We start from the raw sequence: 17,335 nt of genomic DNA on the forward strand, positions 1-17,335 counted from the left end.
GCGCCCTCCCCTCCACCGAAACGCGAAGGAGCTCCGCGTGCCCCCTGTGACCGTCCCCTTAATCATCGTCCTCGTCGGCGTCCTCGCCTTCGTCGCCCTCGGGATGCTGGTGATGTACGCCAAGTTCTACCGCCAGGTGGATCAGGGCAAGGCGCTGATCATCAACACGAGAGGCCAGGACCCCATCGTCACCTTCACCGGGACGCTGGTGCTGCCGATCATCCACCGCGCCGAGTACATGGATATCTCGGTCAAGACGATCGAGATCGACCGGCGCGGCAAGGAAGGCCTCATCTGCAAGGACAACATCCGCGCGGACATCAAGGTCACCTTCTTCGTGCAGGTGAACAAGACGCAGGACGACGTGCGCACGGTCGCGCGGACCATCGGCTGCGTCCGCGCGTCGAACCCGGAGACGCTCGAGCAGCTCTTCGCCGCGAAGTTCTCCGAGGCGCTCAAGACGGTCGGCAAGCGCCTGAACTTCGAGGACCTCTACAAGGAGCGGCAGAAGTTCAAGGACGACATCATCGACGTCATCGGCAAGGACCTGAGCGGGTTCGTGCTGGCCGACGCGGCGATCGACTACCTGGAGCAGACGCCCATCGAGCTGCTCGACAAGGACAACATCATGGATGCCGAGGGCATCCGGAAGATCACCGAGCTCACGGTCGCGCAGAACGTTCTGACGAACGAGCTCCGCCAGAAGGAGCGGATGGAGATCGGCAGCCAGAACCTGAACTCCGACGAGGCCATCTTCCGCTTCGAGCAGCGCCGGGCCGAGGCCGAGGCGAAGAAGGCGAAGGAGATCGCGGTGGCGCAGGCGCGCGAGCAGAACGAGGCCGCGCGCATCGTGAGCGACGAGCGCAAGAAGACGGTGCTCCTCCAGGAGAAGAACGACGAGGAGGCCTTCGTCGCCCGCGAGGCGAAGGAGCGCGGCGTCTCGGTCGCCCAGAAGAACAAGGAGCGGGAGGTCGCGGTCGAGACCGAGCGCGTCGAGAAGGCGCGGCAGCTCGAGATCGTGAGCCGCGAGCGCGACGTGACGCTCCAGCAGATCGCGCGCGAGAAGGAGCTCGAGGTCCAGAGGAAGGACATCGCCGACGTGGTCCGGGCGAGGATCGCGGTCGAGAAGACGGTGGCCGAGGAGGAGGAGCGCATCAAGGACGTGCGCGCGGTGGCCGAGGCGACGCGCCTCAAGGACGTGACGCGCATCAACGCGGAGGCCGAGGCGCAGGAGCAGCTCGTCAAGCAGCTCAAGGGCGCCGAGGCGAGCGAGGAGGCGGCGAAGTTCCGGGCGCGCGAGAAGCTCATCACGGCCGACGCCGAGCTCGAGGCGAGCGACAAGGCCGCGCGCGCGAAGATCCGCCTCGCCGAGGGCCATCAGGCCGAGGCCGCGGCCGACGGGCTGGCGCGCATCCGGGTGAAGGAGGCCGACGCGCAGGCGATCGAGAAGCAGGGGTTCGCCGAGGCGCGCGTGGCGCTCGAGAAGATGAACGCCGCCGCCGCCGGCGAGGAGAAGCAGGGCCTCGCGCGGGTGATGGTCAAGGAGGCCGAGGCGATGGCGATCGAGAAGCAGGGGCGCGCCGAGGCGACGGTCGCGAAGGAGCGGCTGCTCGCCGAGGCGGCGGGCATCGAGCAGAAGGGGCTCGCGGCCGCGCGGACGCGCGAGGCCGAGGCGCTCGCCCTGGAGAAGACGGGCCTCGCCGAGGCGACCGCGATCAAGCAGCGGCTCCTGGCCGAGGCGGCCGGCACGGCGGAGAAGGCGGCGGCGATGAAGGCGCTCGACGGCGTCGGCCGCGAGCACGAGGAGTTCCGCCTCCGGCTCGAGAAGGAGCGGGCGGTGGAGCTCGAGTCGCTGCGCATCCGGGCCGAGATCGCCAAGGCGCAGGCCGAGATCCTGCACGGGGCGTTCGAGCACGCGAAGATCAACATCGTCGGCGGCGACGGGGCGTTCTTCGATCGCTTCGTCAAGGCGGTCACCCTGGGCCAGTCGGTCGACGGGCTTGTCGACCAGAGCGCGACGGTCCGCGCCCTGGCCGGCGACTACCTGAACGGCAACGCGAGCGTCACGGAGGACCTGAAGCAGCTCGTCGCGCCCGGGGCAAAGCCCTCGGACGGCACGCTGTCGGGGCTCCTGACGTCGCTCTTGCCGACCGCCGACGCCGACGGGAAGAAGAAGATCGAGGCGCTCGCCCAGAAGGCGCGTGAGCTCGGCATCGACGAGCTCGTGAAGCCGCGCACCCCGCGCGCCTGAGCGTCGCGGGTGGGAGAGCGGTGATCGGCAGTCGTCGATCGCTACCGACCTCCCACCCCCATCAAGACACGGATCGCTACCGCTTCCTCGTCACGTGGATCACGGCGGCGAGGCACATCTCGTCGAGGGTGCTCTCGCCGAGGTGCACGTCCACCGGGGCGGGGAGGTGCTCCTCCTTGAGCGCCTTCGCGAGGAATGGATTGCTGTTCGAGTTGTCGTACGTGCAGCGCATCGTCAGCAGGTCGCCGCCGCGGAGGCGCGGGAGCTGCTCGATGGGAGCGTCGTAGTAGAACCCGCGCTGCCACGAGAAGTCCCACATCGGCGTCTGCACGAGGCACTGCTCCGCAGGCGCGTCGGCTGCGCCCTCCTCGCGCTCGAGGGTGACCTTCATGTCCGTGCCGACGTAGTGCATGTGCGTGCCGGCGCCATAGAGGTACATCTCCGAGAGAGATACCGCAGCGGGCAGCCTGAACTGCATGGTCTCGACATGGTCCTTCGCGCCGGCGGGGATCAGGAACTCGGCGCCATCCGCGTCGTTCGGCCCGGGGAGGAGGCCGCGCCCCTGCGCGAAGGGAGACTCGAAGTTGCCGATCAGCGCGATGCCCATGAGCCACTCCGGCACGTCCTGGGTGAAGCGCAGCTGGAGGCGTGTCGCGTCGGACTCGGCGGTCGTCCCGGCCGGGTGATAGTGGACCTGCATCACCAGCCGCGCGCCCGCCGGGAGCTCAGCGCCGATGTTCGGCTCGAGCTCGATGGGCACGCCCCCCGGCGCCCACGCGGCGACGAGCTCGCCCGAGAACCCGGGGCCGCCAAAGCAGTCGTATCCGCCGTGCTCATCCACGAGCGCGTCGGTCGCGCCCTCCTTGTCGAGGAACACGAGCGCGTGGTGCACGACCTTGCTGTTGCCCGGCATGAGGTGCACGCCGTTGATGTACCGCGTCTCCGTGAGCCCAGGATCCATCACGAAACACCGGAACTGGTCGGCATCGCCGCTCGCGACGAACGGCTCCTGCGGCGCGACCTCCAGCTCGACGCCCGGCAGCCCCGGCGCCTCGGCCACGAACGGGGGCGGCGCGTCCGCCGGATCCCCCTCGGGAGCGCCCGAGGCGGCCCACGCCTCGAGGACCGCTATCTCCTCCTCCGTCAACCGGAGATCGTCCTTCCAGCCGTGAGGAGGCTGGCACTCGTCCGTCTCCATCGCACCCCACGGCGGCATCGTGCGGTCCCGCGCCGAGCGCGCGAGCAGGCTGGCCACGCTGTGCGCGGAGTCGTACGCCGTCAGGCTGAACGGGGCGATGTTGCCGGGAGAATGGCAGCTCATGCAGTGCTTCTGCAGCAGCGGCTCGACGTCTCGATGGAACGTCGGAGACGCCGCCGTGGAGCCCGGCGCTTCCTCGCCGGAGCACCCGAGAAAGAACCCCGGAAGGAGCGCGAGCAACGTGAGCGCGCCAGATGTCGAATTTCGCATGGTCCCCCTCTTCGATAGCCCGCGTGTTACGTGTGCTGCGCCGTCGAGAGGGCAGCGCGACGGCCCCAGGCGAGCCGCCGCGCTCCCGTCGCCGTCAGGGCGCGCGCTGGATCAGTGGATCTCGTTGTGACACGTGGCGCTGCAGTCGTCGCCGCTCGCGGTGTTGCCGTCGTCGCACTCCTCGAACGCCGTCTGCCGCACGCCGTCGCCGCAGTGCGGGCCGAACACGCAGCCCGGAGCGCACTCGCCGTAGCCGCCGTCGTTCTGTCCGTCGTCGCACTGCTCGGGCGGCGCCTGGGTCACGCCGTCGCCGCAGCGCGGGCCGTACACGCAGCCCGGAGCGCACTCGCCGTAGCCGCCGTCGTTCTGTCCGTCGTCGCACTCCTCGCCGAGCTCCCGCTGCACGCTCCCGTCGCCGCAGACGGCGCCGATCCGGCAACCGAGGCAGCCCATGCTGCCGTCGTTCACGCCGTCGTCGCACTCCTCGCCCCACGCGTCCTGGGTGACCCCGTCGCCGCACTTCGCCGCGTCGCCGCACTCCGGCGTGCACCCGCCGTAGCGGCCGTCGTTCACGCCGTCGTCGCACGTCTCGTTGGGCTCCTGGACGACCGCGTCGCCGCACCGCGGCCCGATCAGGCACTCCGACGTGCACCCGCCGTAGCGGCCGTCGTTCACGCCGTCGTCGCACTCCTCGCCGAACTGGCTGTCGATCTCCTCGTCCCCGCAGCGTGGAGCCGCCACGCAGCCCGGCGCGCAGGCCTCGGAGCCATAGCCGCCCAGGTTGATGCCGTCGTCGCAGATCTCGTACGGCGCGGTCGGCACCCCGTCGCCGCAGTAGAGCCCCAGCGTGCAGCTCGTCGAGCAGTTCCCGTACCCCGGGCCGTTCTCGTCCTCGTCGTCGCACTGCTCGTCGGGCGTGACGATGCCGTCGCCGCACACGGGCTCACACACGGACGAGGCCGCGTTGAAGCCGCCGAGCGTCAGCTTGTAGCTCGACGCCGTGGTGTGGCGCTCCGCCTGGAACACGACGACCTCGTAGACGCGCCCCGCCGTGAGGCCGAGGTCATCCATGAGCACCGTCCCGCGATCGTCCTCGACGCCTGCGACCTCGCCGGTCCCCATCGGGGTGTGAATGCCGCCGAGGTCGATGCGGAGCCGGTTGTTGATGAACACCCAGACGTCGTCGTCCCCGTAGAAATCGAGCCGCTCCCCGCCGTGGTACTCGAACCAGGTGCGGACCTCGCTCGTGAAGTAGAAGTTGTGGTTGCCCGCCGTGGCCCAGTCGTTGAACGGATCGCGGGCCTCGCGGCTCGCCTCGCGCTCCGCCGCCGGCACCGACGTGGCCTGCCAGCCCTTGCCGTCGAGCGGGAAGAACAGGTGATCCTCGAAGAGGAACACGTCCGACGTCCCGACCCGCGCGAGCGGGAGCCAGTCCACGACCGTCTTCGAGAGGGACGAGTTGTTGTACCAGCGATTGAAATCCGTGGCGTTCGTGAGGAAGGCGTTCGGCCGCGCCGCGGCGAACTGGGGCTTGTTGTCGGCGCCCAGGAGGGGCTGCACGATGCCCGTGACGATGGCGTCCGGCGGGTTGGAGTCAGGCTCGAAGTTCGGCGCGTCGTGCTTGAAGTCGCGGTACACGATCGGCACGCGGAGCTCGTCGCCCAGGGTCGAGTCGTTCCTGCAGCTGTACCCCGGCTCGACCGTGCACCCGATCGAGCAGCCGTCGCCGCTCCTCGTGTTGCCGTCGTCGCACGCCTCGTCGCCGAGGCGCAGCCCGTCGCCGCAGGCCGACGAGCACCCGCTTTCGCCGCAATCCGGCTCGACCTGGCAGAACGGCGTGCAGCCGTCGCCGAGGTTGGCATTGCCGTCGTCGCACGGCTCCGAGCCCTCCCTCTTCCCGTCGTTGCAGACGGTAGCGCGGCAGGTGTAGCCGCCGGTCGCCGGCTGGCACACGAGGCCAGGCTCCCACTTGCAGGTGGCGTCGCACCCGTCGCCATCCCTCGTATCGCCGTCGTCGCAGTCCTCGCCCCCGACGACGCGCCCGTCGCCGCAGACCGCCGTGCAGCGGCTCCCCGCGCGCGCGCAGTCGAACCCGGCCTCGAGGCCGCAGGTCGACGAGCAGCCGTCGCCCGAGAGCGTGTTGCGGTCGTCGCACGCCTCGCCCACGCCGATCTGGCCGTCGCCGCACACGACCGTGAACGTGCAGTGCACGCCGTCCGGGCACTTCCACCCGGCCTCCACCAGGCAGCTCGGCGAGCAGCCGTCGCCCGGCTCGGTGTTGCCGTCGTCGCACCGCTCGGTCGGCCGCAGGCGGCCGTCGCCGCAGCGCTCGACCGGCTTGCAAGGCTGCCCGGGGACAGGGCACGTGACGCTGCCGGGGTCCTCCAGCGCGCAGACCTCGGAGCAGCCGTCTCCGGACACCGCGTTCCCGTCGTCGCAGCTCTCCCCGCCCGAGACGCGCGCGTCGCCGCACGAGTGGAGCCGGTAACACGGCTCCCCCGGCGTCCGGCAGACCCAGTCGCCCGGCTCCCTCTGGCAGCGATCGTCGCAGCCGTCGCCCGAGGCGGTGTTCCCGTCCTCGCAGCTCTCGCCGGGCTCCACCGCCCCGTTGCCGCACGCGATCGTCGTGTGACAGAGCTCCCCGGGCTCGCAGACGCAGTACGGCTCCACCTTGCAGGCGCCAGAGCAGCAGTCTCCGGGGAGGCTGTTCCCGTCGTCGCACGCCTCGCTCCCCTGGTTGATCTCGCCGTCGCCGCACGCCGGCTCGACCGCGTCGCACTCCGGCGGAGGATCCGGCGATTCGCAGGGATCGCCCCCGGCGCCCCCGCTCCCGCCCGATCCGACCGTCATGAACCCGCCGAAGCTTCCGCTGCTGTCCTCGCCGCCGGTGCCAGCAGCCCCGCCGCCCGCCCCGCCCTCGCCGCCCACGCCGCTGCCCGCGCCGCCCTCGCCGCCGCCGCCATCATCGCCGCCGCAGGCGACGAGCGGACCGGCGAGCATGACGAGGAGCACGGAAGTAAGTCTCTTTCCCAAGCCCATCGACGCCACCATCCCAACTTGCTTCAGAAGGTCGTCACGCTGTCCAAGCCACGCCGCGAGGCACCTCGAGCGACGAGGTGCACCGCTGGAGACGGGGTGAGCGCGTGTCCCACAGGCGCGCGCTCACATCGACATGTGGGTCGCCCTCGTTCCCGCTCCATCGCAACGCAACCACCCCCGTGGATCAAGCGGATTTCACGGCATAGCGGGTTCCCGACGCGCCGCGCGTCGAGGCGCGACGAATCTGTGGGCGGCGCGGCGGCGCGGCGGCGCACGAAGGTGGCGGCGGCGATCGGGCTTGACATCCCGGCCCTGACAAGTGCGCCCCGCGCCGCTTCGCCGCGCGGTCGCCATCTCGCCCCCCGGACGCGGCGAACGGCTGTAACCTGGCCGCGGGCAGGCCGAGGCCCGCGCGGAATCGACGCGGGGGCGGGCCTTTCGGCTGACCACACGGAGCATGCATGGTGTCGACAGGGGCCTTGGACGGCGCGGCCCGAGCGGCGGGGGCGTCCCCGCCGCAGGCGGCGGAGGCGCTGGATGGGGGCAATTACGAGGTCATCCGGCGACGGCTCGTCGAGCGCGCCGAGGAGCTCGCCCGCCGCGCCGAGGCGCTCAACGCGCGGCGAAAAGAGGTGTTCGGCGGCACGGACCTCGCGCTCCTCGAGAACGCCCGCGTCAGGACCGAGAACAACTGCGTGCCGCGCGACATCGTGAGCATCCGGGGCAAGCTGCTCGTCGGCTACCTCGTGTTCATGGGGCTGAAGGAGGTCAACGTCGGCGACGTCTTCAGCCTCCACCGCTTCGCGAAGGACGGCGGCGCGTTCGACCTGACCCACGTGCCGCTCGACGAGGGCGACGCGTTCCTCGGCGACCCGAGCTTCGTCAAGGAGTTCAAGGACCTCCACCGCTACGTCAAGGAGCCCCGGCTGCTCCAGCTGCGCCGCAGCGGCGACACGCGGCTGCTCGCCATCTTCCAGGTCGGCGCGACCGAGCGCGACACCAAGGTGTTCCGGTGGAGCCTCGACGCGACCGGGCGCATCCGGTACCTCGACGCGCGCGGCGACGAGGACAACGTCCGGCCGCGCGCCCACGACTTCGCCTGGACCCAGGCCACCCGCGACGACCACGTGCAGGGCAAGCACCCGCACGTCGCGATCCTCGGCGAGATCTTCGTCGAGACGGTCGGCGGCGATCTCACGGTCAAGGTCGAGAACAACACGACAACGGGGCTCGGCATCTACCGAGAGCCGGTCGACGACGCGGGCCAGGCGCTCGACGACGCCGACATCCAGTACGCCCGGCTCGGGCCGCTCATCCTGCTCAAGATCAAGCCGTTCCGGGAGCCCGCGTACCGCTACCTCGTCTACAACGGCCGCACCCGGAAGGTCACGCGCATCGACGCGATCGGCCTCGCCTGCCTGAGCCTCCCCGAGGACCAGGGCATCGTCTTCCCGAACGGCTACTACCTCATCACCGGGGAGACGAAGCGCTTCGAGGGCAGCACCGAGAGCCTCGTCTTCGAGCGGGTCATCCGCTCTCCGAACGGGGAAGACGTGCTCTACGTCTTCCACCAGGTCGTGGACGGGCGGTACGTGCTCTTCCCGTACAACCTGATCCGCAAGGAGATCGCGACGCCGATCCAGTGCCACGGGTACAGCCTCTTCGACGACGGCAAGATGGTGATCTTCCGGGCGTCGAGCGACGAGGCGACCCGCGTCCACCCGATGCAGATCTGGCAGACGCCGTTCATGACCGCGGAGTTCGCGGCGTCGGCGCCGACCGACGGCTCGTACCTCGCGAAGGTGGGCAACGCCGACCTCGTCCGGGGGATCTCCGACGCGCTCAGCATGCGGCGCGCGGCGCTGGACGGGTCGCCGACCCGGCAGACGTACGAGGATCTCATCAGGACCGCCGAGCGGATGGCCGACGCCTACTACTGGCTCGGCCACGCCGAGGCGGGCGATCTGCTATCCGTCGTGAACGAGCTCCGGGGCGTCTCCGAGAGCATCGTCGACGAGTTCGAGAAGGTCGAGGGCATCAAGGCGCGCGCCGCGGCCGCGCTCGCCGAGGCCGAGGCGGCGCAGCGGCAGCTGCTCTCCGGGGTGCGGCCCGAGGACGCGGCGAGCGTCGACGCGTTCCTGAAGGCCCTGACCGCGCTGCGACGGCAGCGGGGGCACCTCATCACGCTCCGCGAGCTCAAGTACATGGACCTCGGCCGCGTCGACGCGCTCGAGGCCGAGATCGTCGCGCGCGCCGACGAGGTGAGCCAGGCGTGCGTGACGTTCCTGCTGGGCGAGCAGGCGTTCCGCCCGCTGGCCGACCGGCTCGCGGGCCTCATCGCGAAGATCGAGGCCGTCGCGAAGTCGCCCGAGCTCGCGCCGTTCGCCGCGGATCTCGACGCCGTGAACGAGGGGCTCTCCGTCCTCGCCGAGATCGTGGCGAGCCTCAAGGTCGACGACCCCACGGCGCGGACCCGGATCCTGGAGGGGATCAGCGAGGTCTACGCGCAGCTGAACCGCGCGCGGGCGACGCTGAGCGCCCGCGGCAAGGACCTGCGGGGCGCCGAGGGGCGCGCCGAGTTCGGCGCGCAGTTCAAGGTGTTCGGCCAGAGCGTCTCGAGCGCGATCGCTGTGTGCGACACGCCCGAGCGCTGCGACGCCGAGCTGTCGAAGCTGCTCGTCCAGCTCGAGGAGCTCGAGGGGAAGTTCGGCGAGTTCGACGAGTTTCTGGGCGAGCTCGCGGCCAAGCGCGAGGAGGTGAACGACGCGATCGCGGCGCGCAGACAGGCGCTGCTCGACGAGCGGCAGCGGCGCGTCTCGAACCTCGTCGCCGCGGCGGACCGGATCGTCCAGGGGGTGGCGCGGCGGGCGCGCACCTTCGCGGGCGTGGACGAGCTGAACACCTACTTCGCGTCCGACGCCATGGTCGCGAAGCTCCGCGATCTCGCGGCCGATCTCCACGCGCTCGGCGACAGCGTGAAGGGGGACGAGGTCGAGGCGCGGCTCAAGTCGGCGCGGCAGGACGCGCTCCGGGCGCTGCGCGACCGCGAGGACCTGTTCGAGGGCGGCGGCGACGTCATCAAGCTGGGCCGCCACCGCTTCAACGTGAGCACGCAGTCCCTGGAGCTCACGCTGGTCCCGCGCGGCGGGGGGCTCGCGCTGCACCTCACCGGGACCGACTTCTTCGAGCCGATCGAGGACCCGGCGCTCGAGAGCGCGCGCGATCTCTGGGGCCAGGAGCTCGCGAGCGAGACCCCCGAGGTCTACAGGGGCGAGTTCCTCGCGGGCTCGATACTCGCGGACGCGGAGGCGGGGCGGGGCGGGCTCTCGATCGAGCGGCTGCGCGAGGCGTCGCTCGGCCCGGGCGGGCTGCTCGGCGCGGTGCGCGCGTACGCGGAGGGCCGGCACGACGAGGGCTACGAGCGCGGCGTCCACGACGCGGACGCGGCGCTGATCCTGGAGAAGCTGCTCGCGCTGCGGTCCACGGCGGGGCTCCTGCGCTTCGGGAGCGCGCCGCGGGCCCTCGCCTGCCTGACGTGGGCGGGGCTCGACGCGCGCGCCCGGGACCTCGCGCACCGGCGGTCGCGGAGCCTCGGCCGGCTCGCGGCGCAGCTCGGCGAGAGCGAGGCGCGGGCGGCGCTCGCGGCCGAGCTCGCGCAGGGCGTGGCCGCGGCGGCGGCGGCGCACAGGCTCGAGGCGAGCGCGGCGGACGTGCGCGTGGCGGCGCGGTACCTCGTCGAGGAGCTGGCGGCGGAGCGCCCCCGGTTCGTGACGAGCGACGCGGCGCTCGAGCTGCGCGACGCGCTGCTCGCGCGCCTCGACCTCACGGGGGGCCGCGCGGCGTTCGAGGAGGACCTGCGGCAGCTCGAGAAGCACCCGGCCGAGCGGCTGGAGCTGGCGCTCGCGTGGCTGAGGGGGTTCGCCGCGAGCACCCCTGCGCTCAAGCACCTGGCGCTCGAGGCGGCGGTCGTCGTCGTGACGGAGCGGCACATCGAGCGGGAGCCGAGCGGGGCCGTCACCGAGGCCCGCGTCGAGGGGCTGCTCGGGCAGCACCCGCGCATCAAGGAGCGCGCGATCGCGCTCCGGCTCGACGAATTCCTGAGCAGGATCGAGAACTTCCTGCACGAGAGGGCGCCGCGCTACCGCGCTTACAGGAAGGTGCGGAGCGAGATCGCGGAGCGGGAGCGGAAGCGGCTGCGCCTCGAGGAGTTCGCGCCGCGGGTGCTCACGTCGTTCGTGCGCAACCGGCTCATCGACGAGGTGTACCTCCACCTCGTCGGCGCGAACCTGGCGAAGCAGCTCGGCGCCGCGGGCGACGTGAAGCGCACCGACCTGATGGGCATGCTGCTGCTCATCTCGCCGCCGGGCTACGGCAAGACGACGCTGATGGAGTACGTCGCGAGCAAGCTCGGCCTCGTGTTCATGAAGGTGAACGGGCCGTCGCTCGGCCACGAGGTGACGTCGCTCGACCCGGCCGAGTCCCCGAACGCGACGGCGCGCCAGGAGGTCGAGAAGATCAACCTGGCGTTCGAGATGGGCAACAACGTGATGCTGTACCTGGACGACATCCAGCACACGAACACGGAGCTGCTCCAGAAGTTCATCTCGCTCTGCGACGGGCAGCGCCGGATCGAGGGCGTGTGGCGGGGCCGGACGAGGACGTACGACCTGCGCGGCAAGAAGTTCTGCGTGGTGATGGCGGGCAACCCGTACACGGAGTCGGGCGCGCGGTTCCAGATCCCCGACATGCTGTCGAACCGGGCCGACACGTACAACCTCGGCGACGTCCTCGACGGCAAGGAGGCGCTGTTCGCGCTGAGCTACCTGGAGAACGCGCTCACGTCGAACCCGACGCTCGCGCCGCTCTCCGGGCGCGCGCCGGGCGACACGCACAAGCTCATCCGGATGGCGCAGGGCGAGGCCATCGCCGCGACGGAGCTCGAGCACGCCTACTCCGCCGCGGAGGTCTCGGAGATGGTCGCCGTGTTCGAGCGGCTCTTCCGGGTGCAGAAGGTGCTCCTGTCCGTGAACCTCGAGTACATCCGGAGCGCGTCGCAGGACGACGCCTTCCGGACGGAGCCGCCGTTCAAGCTGCAGGGCAGCTACCGGAACATGAACAAGCTGGCCGAGAAGGTCGTGGCGGCGCACACGCCCGAGGAGGTCGACCGGCTCATCGACGATCACTACGTGAGCGAGTCGCAGACGCTGACGACGGGCGCCGAGCAGAACCTCCTCAAGCTCGCCGAGCTGCGCGGCCGGATGACGCCGGAGCAGGCGGCGCGGTGGGACGAGATCAAGAAGGGCTTCATGCGCATCAAGCGCATGGGCGGCAAGGAGGACGACCCGGTCGTGCGCGTGACCGGCACGCTGTCGATGCTGGGCGAGCAGCTGGAGGGCATCCGCGGGGCGATCGGGAAGGCGGCCGCGGTGGCGCAGGCGGGGGACGCGCGGGCGCGGGAGATGAAGCAGTGGCTCGCGCCCGAGATGGAGCGGCTCTCCGCGGCGCTCAAGGGGGTGGCGCAGCCGCGGGTCGACGTGAAGGTCGAGACGGATCGCTCGGTGTCGGAGTTCGTTGGGCACCACCTGTCGCTGGTGGAGCGGATCGTGGCGCCGCTCGCGAAGGCGACGACGCAGAGCGCGTTCGGCATCCGGGCGATCGAGGCGCAGGTCTCGGAGCTCGCGCAGGGGCTCCGGTCGCTCGAGGAGAAGGTCCGCGCGGCGGCGCGCCCGCAGAGCCAGCCGCCGCCGCCGCGCTTCGAGGCGCGGGTTGGGGCGGCGTCGCCGGCGAACTTCTACCGGACGGCGCCCGCGGCCGACGTCGTCGACAACGGCGGCATCTTCGTGCCGACCTTCCGGCCGCCGCCGGCGCGCGGGACGACGGTGGCGCTCAAGATCCCGTTCGCGGAGGGCGGCGAGATCGACGCGGTGGGGGTGGTCGAATGGACGCGCGAGGCAGAGGAGGAGGGCCCGCCTGGGTTCGGGGCGCGCTTCGTGCGGCTCTCGGGCGAGCAGCGGGAGCTCGTCGAGGGGTTCGTGCGGCAGCGGGAGCCGATGCTGCTCGGCATGTGAGCGCGCTCGCAGAGCGGGCGCTCACGTGCTCGCCCGGTGACGCCGACGCCACGCCAACGCCGCGCTCGCGCGCCCAGGGCAGAGCAGGGCGCGGTGCTGCGGCGCGGAGGTATGCGGCCCGAGCACAGCATCCGAGCTGAGCCGATGCTGCGCGCTGTTCGTCGCCCGAGCGAGCGGCCGCGCGCGGCGGGCGCCCCTCCATGAGGAGTGGAGCGGCCTCCCTCGTGCGTGATATCACCGTCATGACGCGGTTCGTCGGCGATGGCCTGGATCCGAAGCCCGCGCTCCGGCGCCGGGCACTCAGGAGCTTCAGCGCATGAAGATGATGACCCTCGGACCCTTTGACGGGAACGCGTGGCTGCTCGGCCGGAAGATCGAGCGGACGGTCGCGGAGTGGAAGGAGCCGGCGCGGCTCGCGATCGTGGCCATGCCGAGCGGGACGAAGCACGAGGAGTACCTCGCCGCGGTCGAGGACGCGACGGGCGTTCCGGTGGTCGGAGCCACCACCGGCGGGGTGTCGTTCACGGAGCGCGGCTTCAGCAGGAGCGGGGTGACGTGCGCCTTCCTCGGGGGAGCGAACGTCGAGGTGGCGTGCACCGCGGCGCGCGAGCTGCGCTCGGATCACGGCAAGAGCATCAGGGCGGCGCTGAGCGACATGGACGAGGCCGTCTCGAGCGGCAGCGGGCGGAGCGGGGCGACGAGCTCGATCCTGGTGCTGGCGGACGCGTTCGCGTGCGACGGCGACGATCTGGTGGCCGCGCTCCGCCAGGGCGTGCCGCCGCACACGCGCGTCTTCGGCGGGACGGCGGGCGACGGGTGGACGTTCGAGGGGGCGCGGGTGTTCCTCGGCCGCAAGGTGCTGACGGACGCGGCGGTCCTCGTGCGACTGACGCACCGGCAGCGGGTGAACATCGACGTGGTGCACGGGTTCCGCGCCGCCGAGGGCGGGCGGGATTTCACGATCACGGACATCGAGCGGAACGTGCTCAGGACGCTGGACGGCCAGCCGGCGGCGCGTGTGTACGAGGAGGAGCTCTCGCGGCTCGGCTTCCGCTCGAGCGGCGAGGGGCTGCTCCAGACGATGGCGAAGCACGCGCTCGGGGCGAAGACGCCGTTCGGCGAGGCGCTGAAGATCAGGTCGCCGATCGCGATCCGCGGGGACGGCGCGGTGGTGCTGACCGGCGGGCTGGCGCGCGGGCAGGTGGTGCGCGTCGTGAACGCGGCGACCGACACGGTGCTCCAGGCGGCGAAGAGCCTGTCGACGAAGGTGCTGGGGCCGCTGCCCGGGGTGGCCGGTTCGCTGGTGTTCGACTGCGCGGCGCGGTTCCGGATGCTGGGCGAGCGGTACCGGGAGGAAGTGCGGGCGTTCCTCTCGCCGAACGCGGCGTCGAACCCGATGTTCGGGATGGCCTGCTACGGGCAGATCGCGAAGTTCGGGGGGAGCGTCGAGGGCTTCTACAACACGAGCGCGGTCATGGTGGCGTGGGGAGAGTCGGACCAGGCGACGGCTGGCGGGTGAGCTTTGCTGAGCTGCCTGGGCTGACGAAGACGCGGGGCGGACCGTTGCGCGGCGTGTGGGGGCTTTGCTGAGCTGACCGGCCCGAGGAGAGGCACGAGCCGGGTCTGGCCGGCAGACGGACGATAGACGCCCTCGACGTTCACGAAGGTGCGATGTCGATGCACGGCGTTCGTGGCACGCGCCATGTTTGCACCGCGGCGAGCGTGGCACCGGACCACCATCGATCGCGAGACACCTGCAGGGGAGCAACACCTCTGGACGTCGAGCTGCGTCCGGCGCGGCCTACCCGATGCGGTCCGTTCACGGCGCGCTGGCTCCGCCGCGAGAGGGGCGCATGTCGAGGCTGACGAGGACGGGTGGGTCGTCAAGGTGCTCGACCAGTGACACGGAGGAGTGACTTCATGCGATGCAATCCGTTGGAGAAGACGCATCGATTCCGGTGCGCCGCGGTGCTCGCCGCGGCATTGTGCGCGACCGCGTGCCAGCGGGCACGAATGTACGAGGAGCCTGAAGGACCGACGCCGGTCGTCGGGTGCGACGTGTTCGCGAGCGCGAGCGCTGCGCCTGGGGGCGCCGGGACGCGCGACGCTCCCTACGCGCGCCTGCAAGAGGCGATCGACAACGCGAAGGGCGGGACGGTGTGCGCATGCGCCGGCCATCCTTTCGCCGAGGCCGTGACGCTTCCCGCGGGGATCGAGGTGCGCGGGGACTTCACGTGCGATGGAGAGTGGAAGCAGAGCCCGGATGCGAAGAGCACGATCGCGGGGCCGGCGGGACAGGTCGCGCTGACCCTGACGAGCGACGCGGACGGGGCGAAGGTGCATGGATTCGTGATCTCCGCGGCGAGCGCGACGGAGCCTGGCGGGTCGTCCATCGCGGTTGCCGTGGCGGACATCGCGGCCGAGCTGAGCCACCTCGAGGTGCGGGCCGGCGACGGCATGCCCGGATCCGATGGTGAGCCGCAGGCAACCGCGGCAGACGCTGGGGGGGACGCTCCGGCCGAGGGCGCGCGCGCACCGACGAATGCCTGCGTGGTTCCCGCGCGCGGTGGTGAGTCCGGACGGATGACGTGCGGTGACGTGGTCACCGATGGTGGCGCGGGCGGGACCGGGGAGACGTCGCCCCTTGCCGTGAGTCTGCCCTCCACGCCTGCGCAACCCGGTGAGGGCGGCAAGCCGCTCGCGAGCACACCCCCGGACGGGTTTGGAGGCACGGTCGACGCCTCGGGAACCCGCCAGGCTGGCATCGCCGGTGCCACTGGCGCCAGCGGGACGCCTGGCGAAGGCGGCCATGACGGGAGGCTGACCCTCGCCGGCATCACGGACGGCGACGGAGCCCCCGGCCAGCCCGGCAAGCCGGGCCAGGGAGGCGGAGGGGGCGCTGGCGCACGCGTGCTGGGCGTCGTTTGTACCTTCATCGACGGGCGTCCGGCAGACGGCGCTGCCCCGGGCGGTGGGGGTGGAGGCGCAGGGGGATGCGGCGGCAAGGGCGGCGCAGGCGGGAGAGCCGGCGGGTCCAGCATCGGGATCGTGAGCATCGGGGCGAAGCTGACTCTGGCCGACGTGACCGTCACGGTGGGTCATGGCGGCAAAGGAGGAATCGGCGCCGCAGGACAGAGCGGCGGAGAAGGGGGGCGAGGTGCACCGGGCGGCACGACCCGGAACGATGCGAATGCGCCCGATAACGGGGCTGGGGGGATGGGCGGGCGCGGCGGCGATGGCGGCCCCGGAGGCGGCGGGCGCGGCGGACATGCGATCGGCATCGCCTACGACGCCGCCCCTGCTGCCGTGCCGTCGTTGAAGGAGTTCATCCCTGGAGAGCCGGGTGAAGGCGGTCCGGGAGGACTCGAGTCTTCCTCCAGCGCAGGCCACGCCGGCGTCAGCGCCGCCTGCTGGAGCTTCAAGACAGGGACGCGCTGCGCGCCGTGAGCCGCGGCCGCCGCCACGCAGCACACATCGAGGAAGACCCATTTGAAGATGGGCAACGGCCGCGCGGGGTCGCCTCAGAATCCGAGCGTTCGGATCGCCTTGCGGATCGTGTCCGCGCTGGCCCGGACGCCGGCCTCCTCCTCGGGGCTCATCGGTATGGGCAGCTGTGACTCGACGCCGGACCGGTTCACGATGCACGGCACGCTCAGGCAGACATCGTCGATCCCGCGATAGCCGCTCAGCAGGCTGCTGACGGGCAGCACGCGGCTCTCGTCGCGGAGCAGGGCTTCCAGGATCTTGGCGGTCGCGAGGCCGATAGCGTAGTTCGTCGCGCCCTTGCCGGAGATCACCTGGGCGGCGGCGTTCTTCACGTTGGAGAAGATCTCCGCCCGCTCGGTCGCGCCGAGGTGGCCGTGGCCGGGCACGGACCACGCGTCGAGCGGGATGTTCGCCACGTTCGCGCTGCTCCACAGCGGCACCTCGCTGTCCCCGTGCTCTCCCGCGATGTACGCGTGGACGTTCTGCACGGCCACGTCGAGCCGCCTTGCGATGAGGAACCTGAACCGGCTGCTGTCGAGCACCGTGCCGCTGCCGATCACGCGGGCGGGCGGGAGGCCTGTCAGCTTGAGCGTGACGTACGTGATCACGTCGACCGGGTTGGTGACGAGCAGGTAGAGCGCGTCCGGCGCGACGGCCTGGAGCCTCGGCAGGAGCTCGCGGCATATCGCGACGTTCGCGGTGGCGAGGTCCATCCTGCTCTGTCCGGGCTTCTGCTTCGCACCGGCGGTGATCACGACAACGTCCGCCCCGCGGCAGACCTCGACGTCATCGCTGCCGTCGAGCGTGGCCACCGGGACGAACTGCAGCCCATGGTTGAGGTCGAGCACCTCGGCGTCGACCTTGGCCCGGTTCGTGTCGAACAGGGCGATCTGCTTCGCCACGCCGCGGAGCAGGCTCGCATAGGCGATCGTCGCGCCGACGCTGCCAGCACCCACGATCGCGACCTTGCTGGAAGAGATGGTCTGGTGATCAGGCATACCGCCGGGTACCGCGGCGGGACGG

7 protein-coding genes are annotated in these 17,335 nt (G+C 71.4%); 4 read left to right on the forward strand and 3 right to left on the reverse strand.

Features of this window, described 5'->3' with window-relative positions:
• Positions 1–37 precede the first annotated feature (37 nt).
• Positions 38–2,251, forward strand: a complete 2,214-nt coding sequence (locus tag WME97_RS28440; protein ID WP_437541939.1) for a hypothetical protein — start codon at positions 38–40, stop codon at positions 2,249–2,251.
• Between the two features lie 76 nt (positions 2,252–2,327).
• On the opposite strand, the gene WME97_RS28445 is transcribed toward WME97_RS28440, so the two are convergent.
• Both WME97_RS28445 and WME97_RS28450 read right to left on the reverse strand, forming a co-directional pair.
• A complete protein-coding gene (locus tag WME97_RS28445; protein ID WP_437541941.1) occupies positions 2,328–3,719 on the reverse strand; it encodes a hypothetical protein in 1,392 nt (463 codons plus the stop codon).
• 111 nt (positions 3,720–3,830) lie between these two features.
• Entirely contained in the window at positions 3,831–6,758 is a 2,928-nt protein-coding gene (locus tag WME97_RS28450; RefSeq protein WP_437541943.1) for a DUF4215 domain-containing protein, read from the reverse strand.
• A 461-nt stretch (positions 6,759–7,219) separates the two neighbouring features.
• Between WME97_RS28450 and WME97_RS28455 the strand changes: the two genes are divergently transcribed.
• The 3 genes from WME97_RS28455 to WME97_RS28465 all read left to right on the forward strand — a co-directional run bounded on the left by WME97_RS28455 (position 7,220) and on the right by WME97_RS28465 (position 16,273).
• Positions 7,220–12,826 carry a DNA repair ATPase gene (locus tag WME97_RS28455; protein WP_437541946.1) on the forward strand — a complete coding sequence of 1,869 codons (5,607 nt, stop codon included), beginning with the start codon at positions 7,220–7,222 and terminating at the stop codon, positions 12,824–12,826.
• A gap of 316 nt (positions 12,827–13,142) precedes the next feature.
• Complete coding sequence (locus tag WME97_RS28460) at positions 13,143–14,345, forward strand: FIST signal transduction protein (protein WP_437541949.1); 1,203 nt, start codon at positions 13,143–13,145, stop codon at positions 14,343–14,345.
• Positions 14,346–14,746: 401 nt separating this feature from the next.
• A complete protein-coding gene (locus WME97_RS28465; protein ID WP_437541951.1) occupies positions 14,747–16,273 on the forward strand; it encodes a hypothetical protein in 1,527 nt (508 codons plus the stop codon).
• Positions 16,274–16,347: 74 nt separating this feature from the next.
• Here WME97_RS28465 and WME97_RS28470 read toward each other — a convergent pair whose 3' ends face one another.
• Complete coding sequence (locus WME97_RS28470) at positions 16,348–17,310, reverse strand: L-lactate dehydrogenase (protein WP_437541953.1); 963 nt, start codon at positions 17,308–17,310, stop codon at positions 16,348–16,350.
• Positions 17,311–17,335 lie beyond the last annotated feature (25 nt).

Source organism: Sorangium sp. So ce367 (genome assembly GCF_051520455.1).
GTDB lineage: Bacteria > Myxococcota_A > Polyangia > Polyangiales > Polyangiaceae > Sorangium > Sorangium cellulosum_B.

Excerpts from the sequence above, each read along its gene's own strand:
- WME97_RS28445 (WP_437541941.1), bottom strand. The coding sequence starts at position 3,719 with ATGCGAAATTCGACATCTGGCGCGCTCACGTTGCTCGCGCTCCTTCCG.
- WME97_RS28450 (WP_437541943.1), bottom strand. The coding sequence starts at position 6,758 with ATGGGCTTGGGAAAGAGACTTACTTCCGTGCTCCTCGTCATGCTCGCC.
- WME97_RS28455 (WP_437541946.1), top strand. The coding sequence starts at position 7,220 with ATGGTGTCGACAGGGGCCTTGGACGGCGCGGCCCGAGCGGCGGGGGCG.
- WME97_RS28460 (WP_437541949.1), top strand. The coding sequence starts at position 13,143 with ATGAAGATGATGACCCTCGGACCCTTTGACGGGAACGCGTGGCTGCTC.
- WME97_RS28465 (WP_437541951.1), top strand. The coding sequence starts at position 14,747 with ATGCGATGCAATCCGTTGGAGAAGACGCATCGATTCCGGTGCGCCGCG.
- WME97_RS28470 (WP_437541953.1), bottom strand. The coding sequence starts at position 17,310 with ATGCCTGATCACCAGACCATCTCTTCCAGCAAGGTCGCGATCGTGGGT.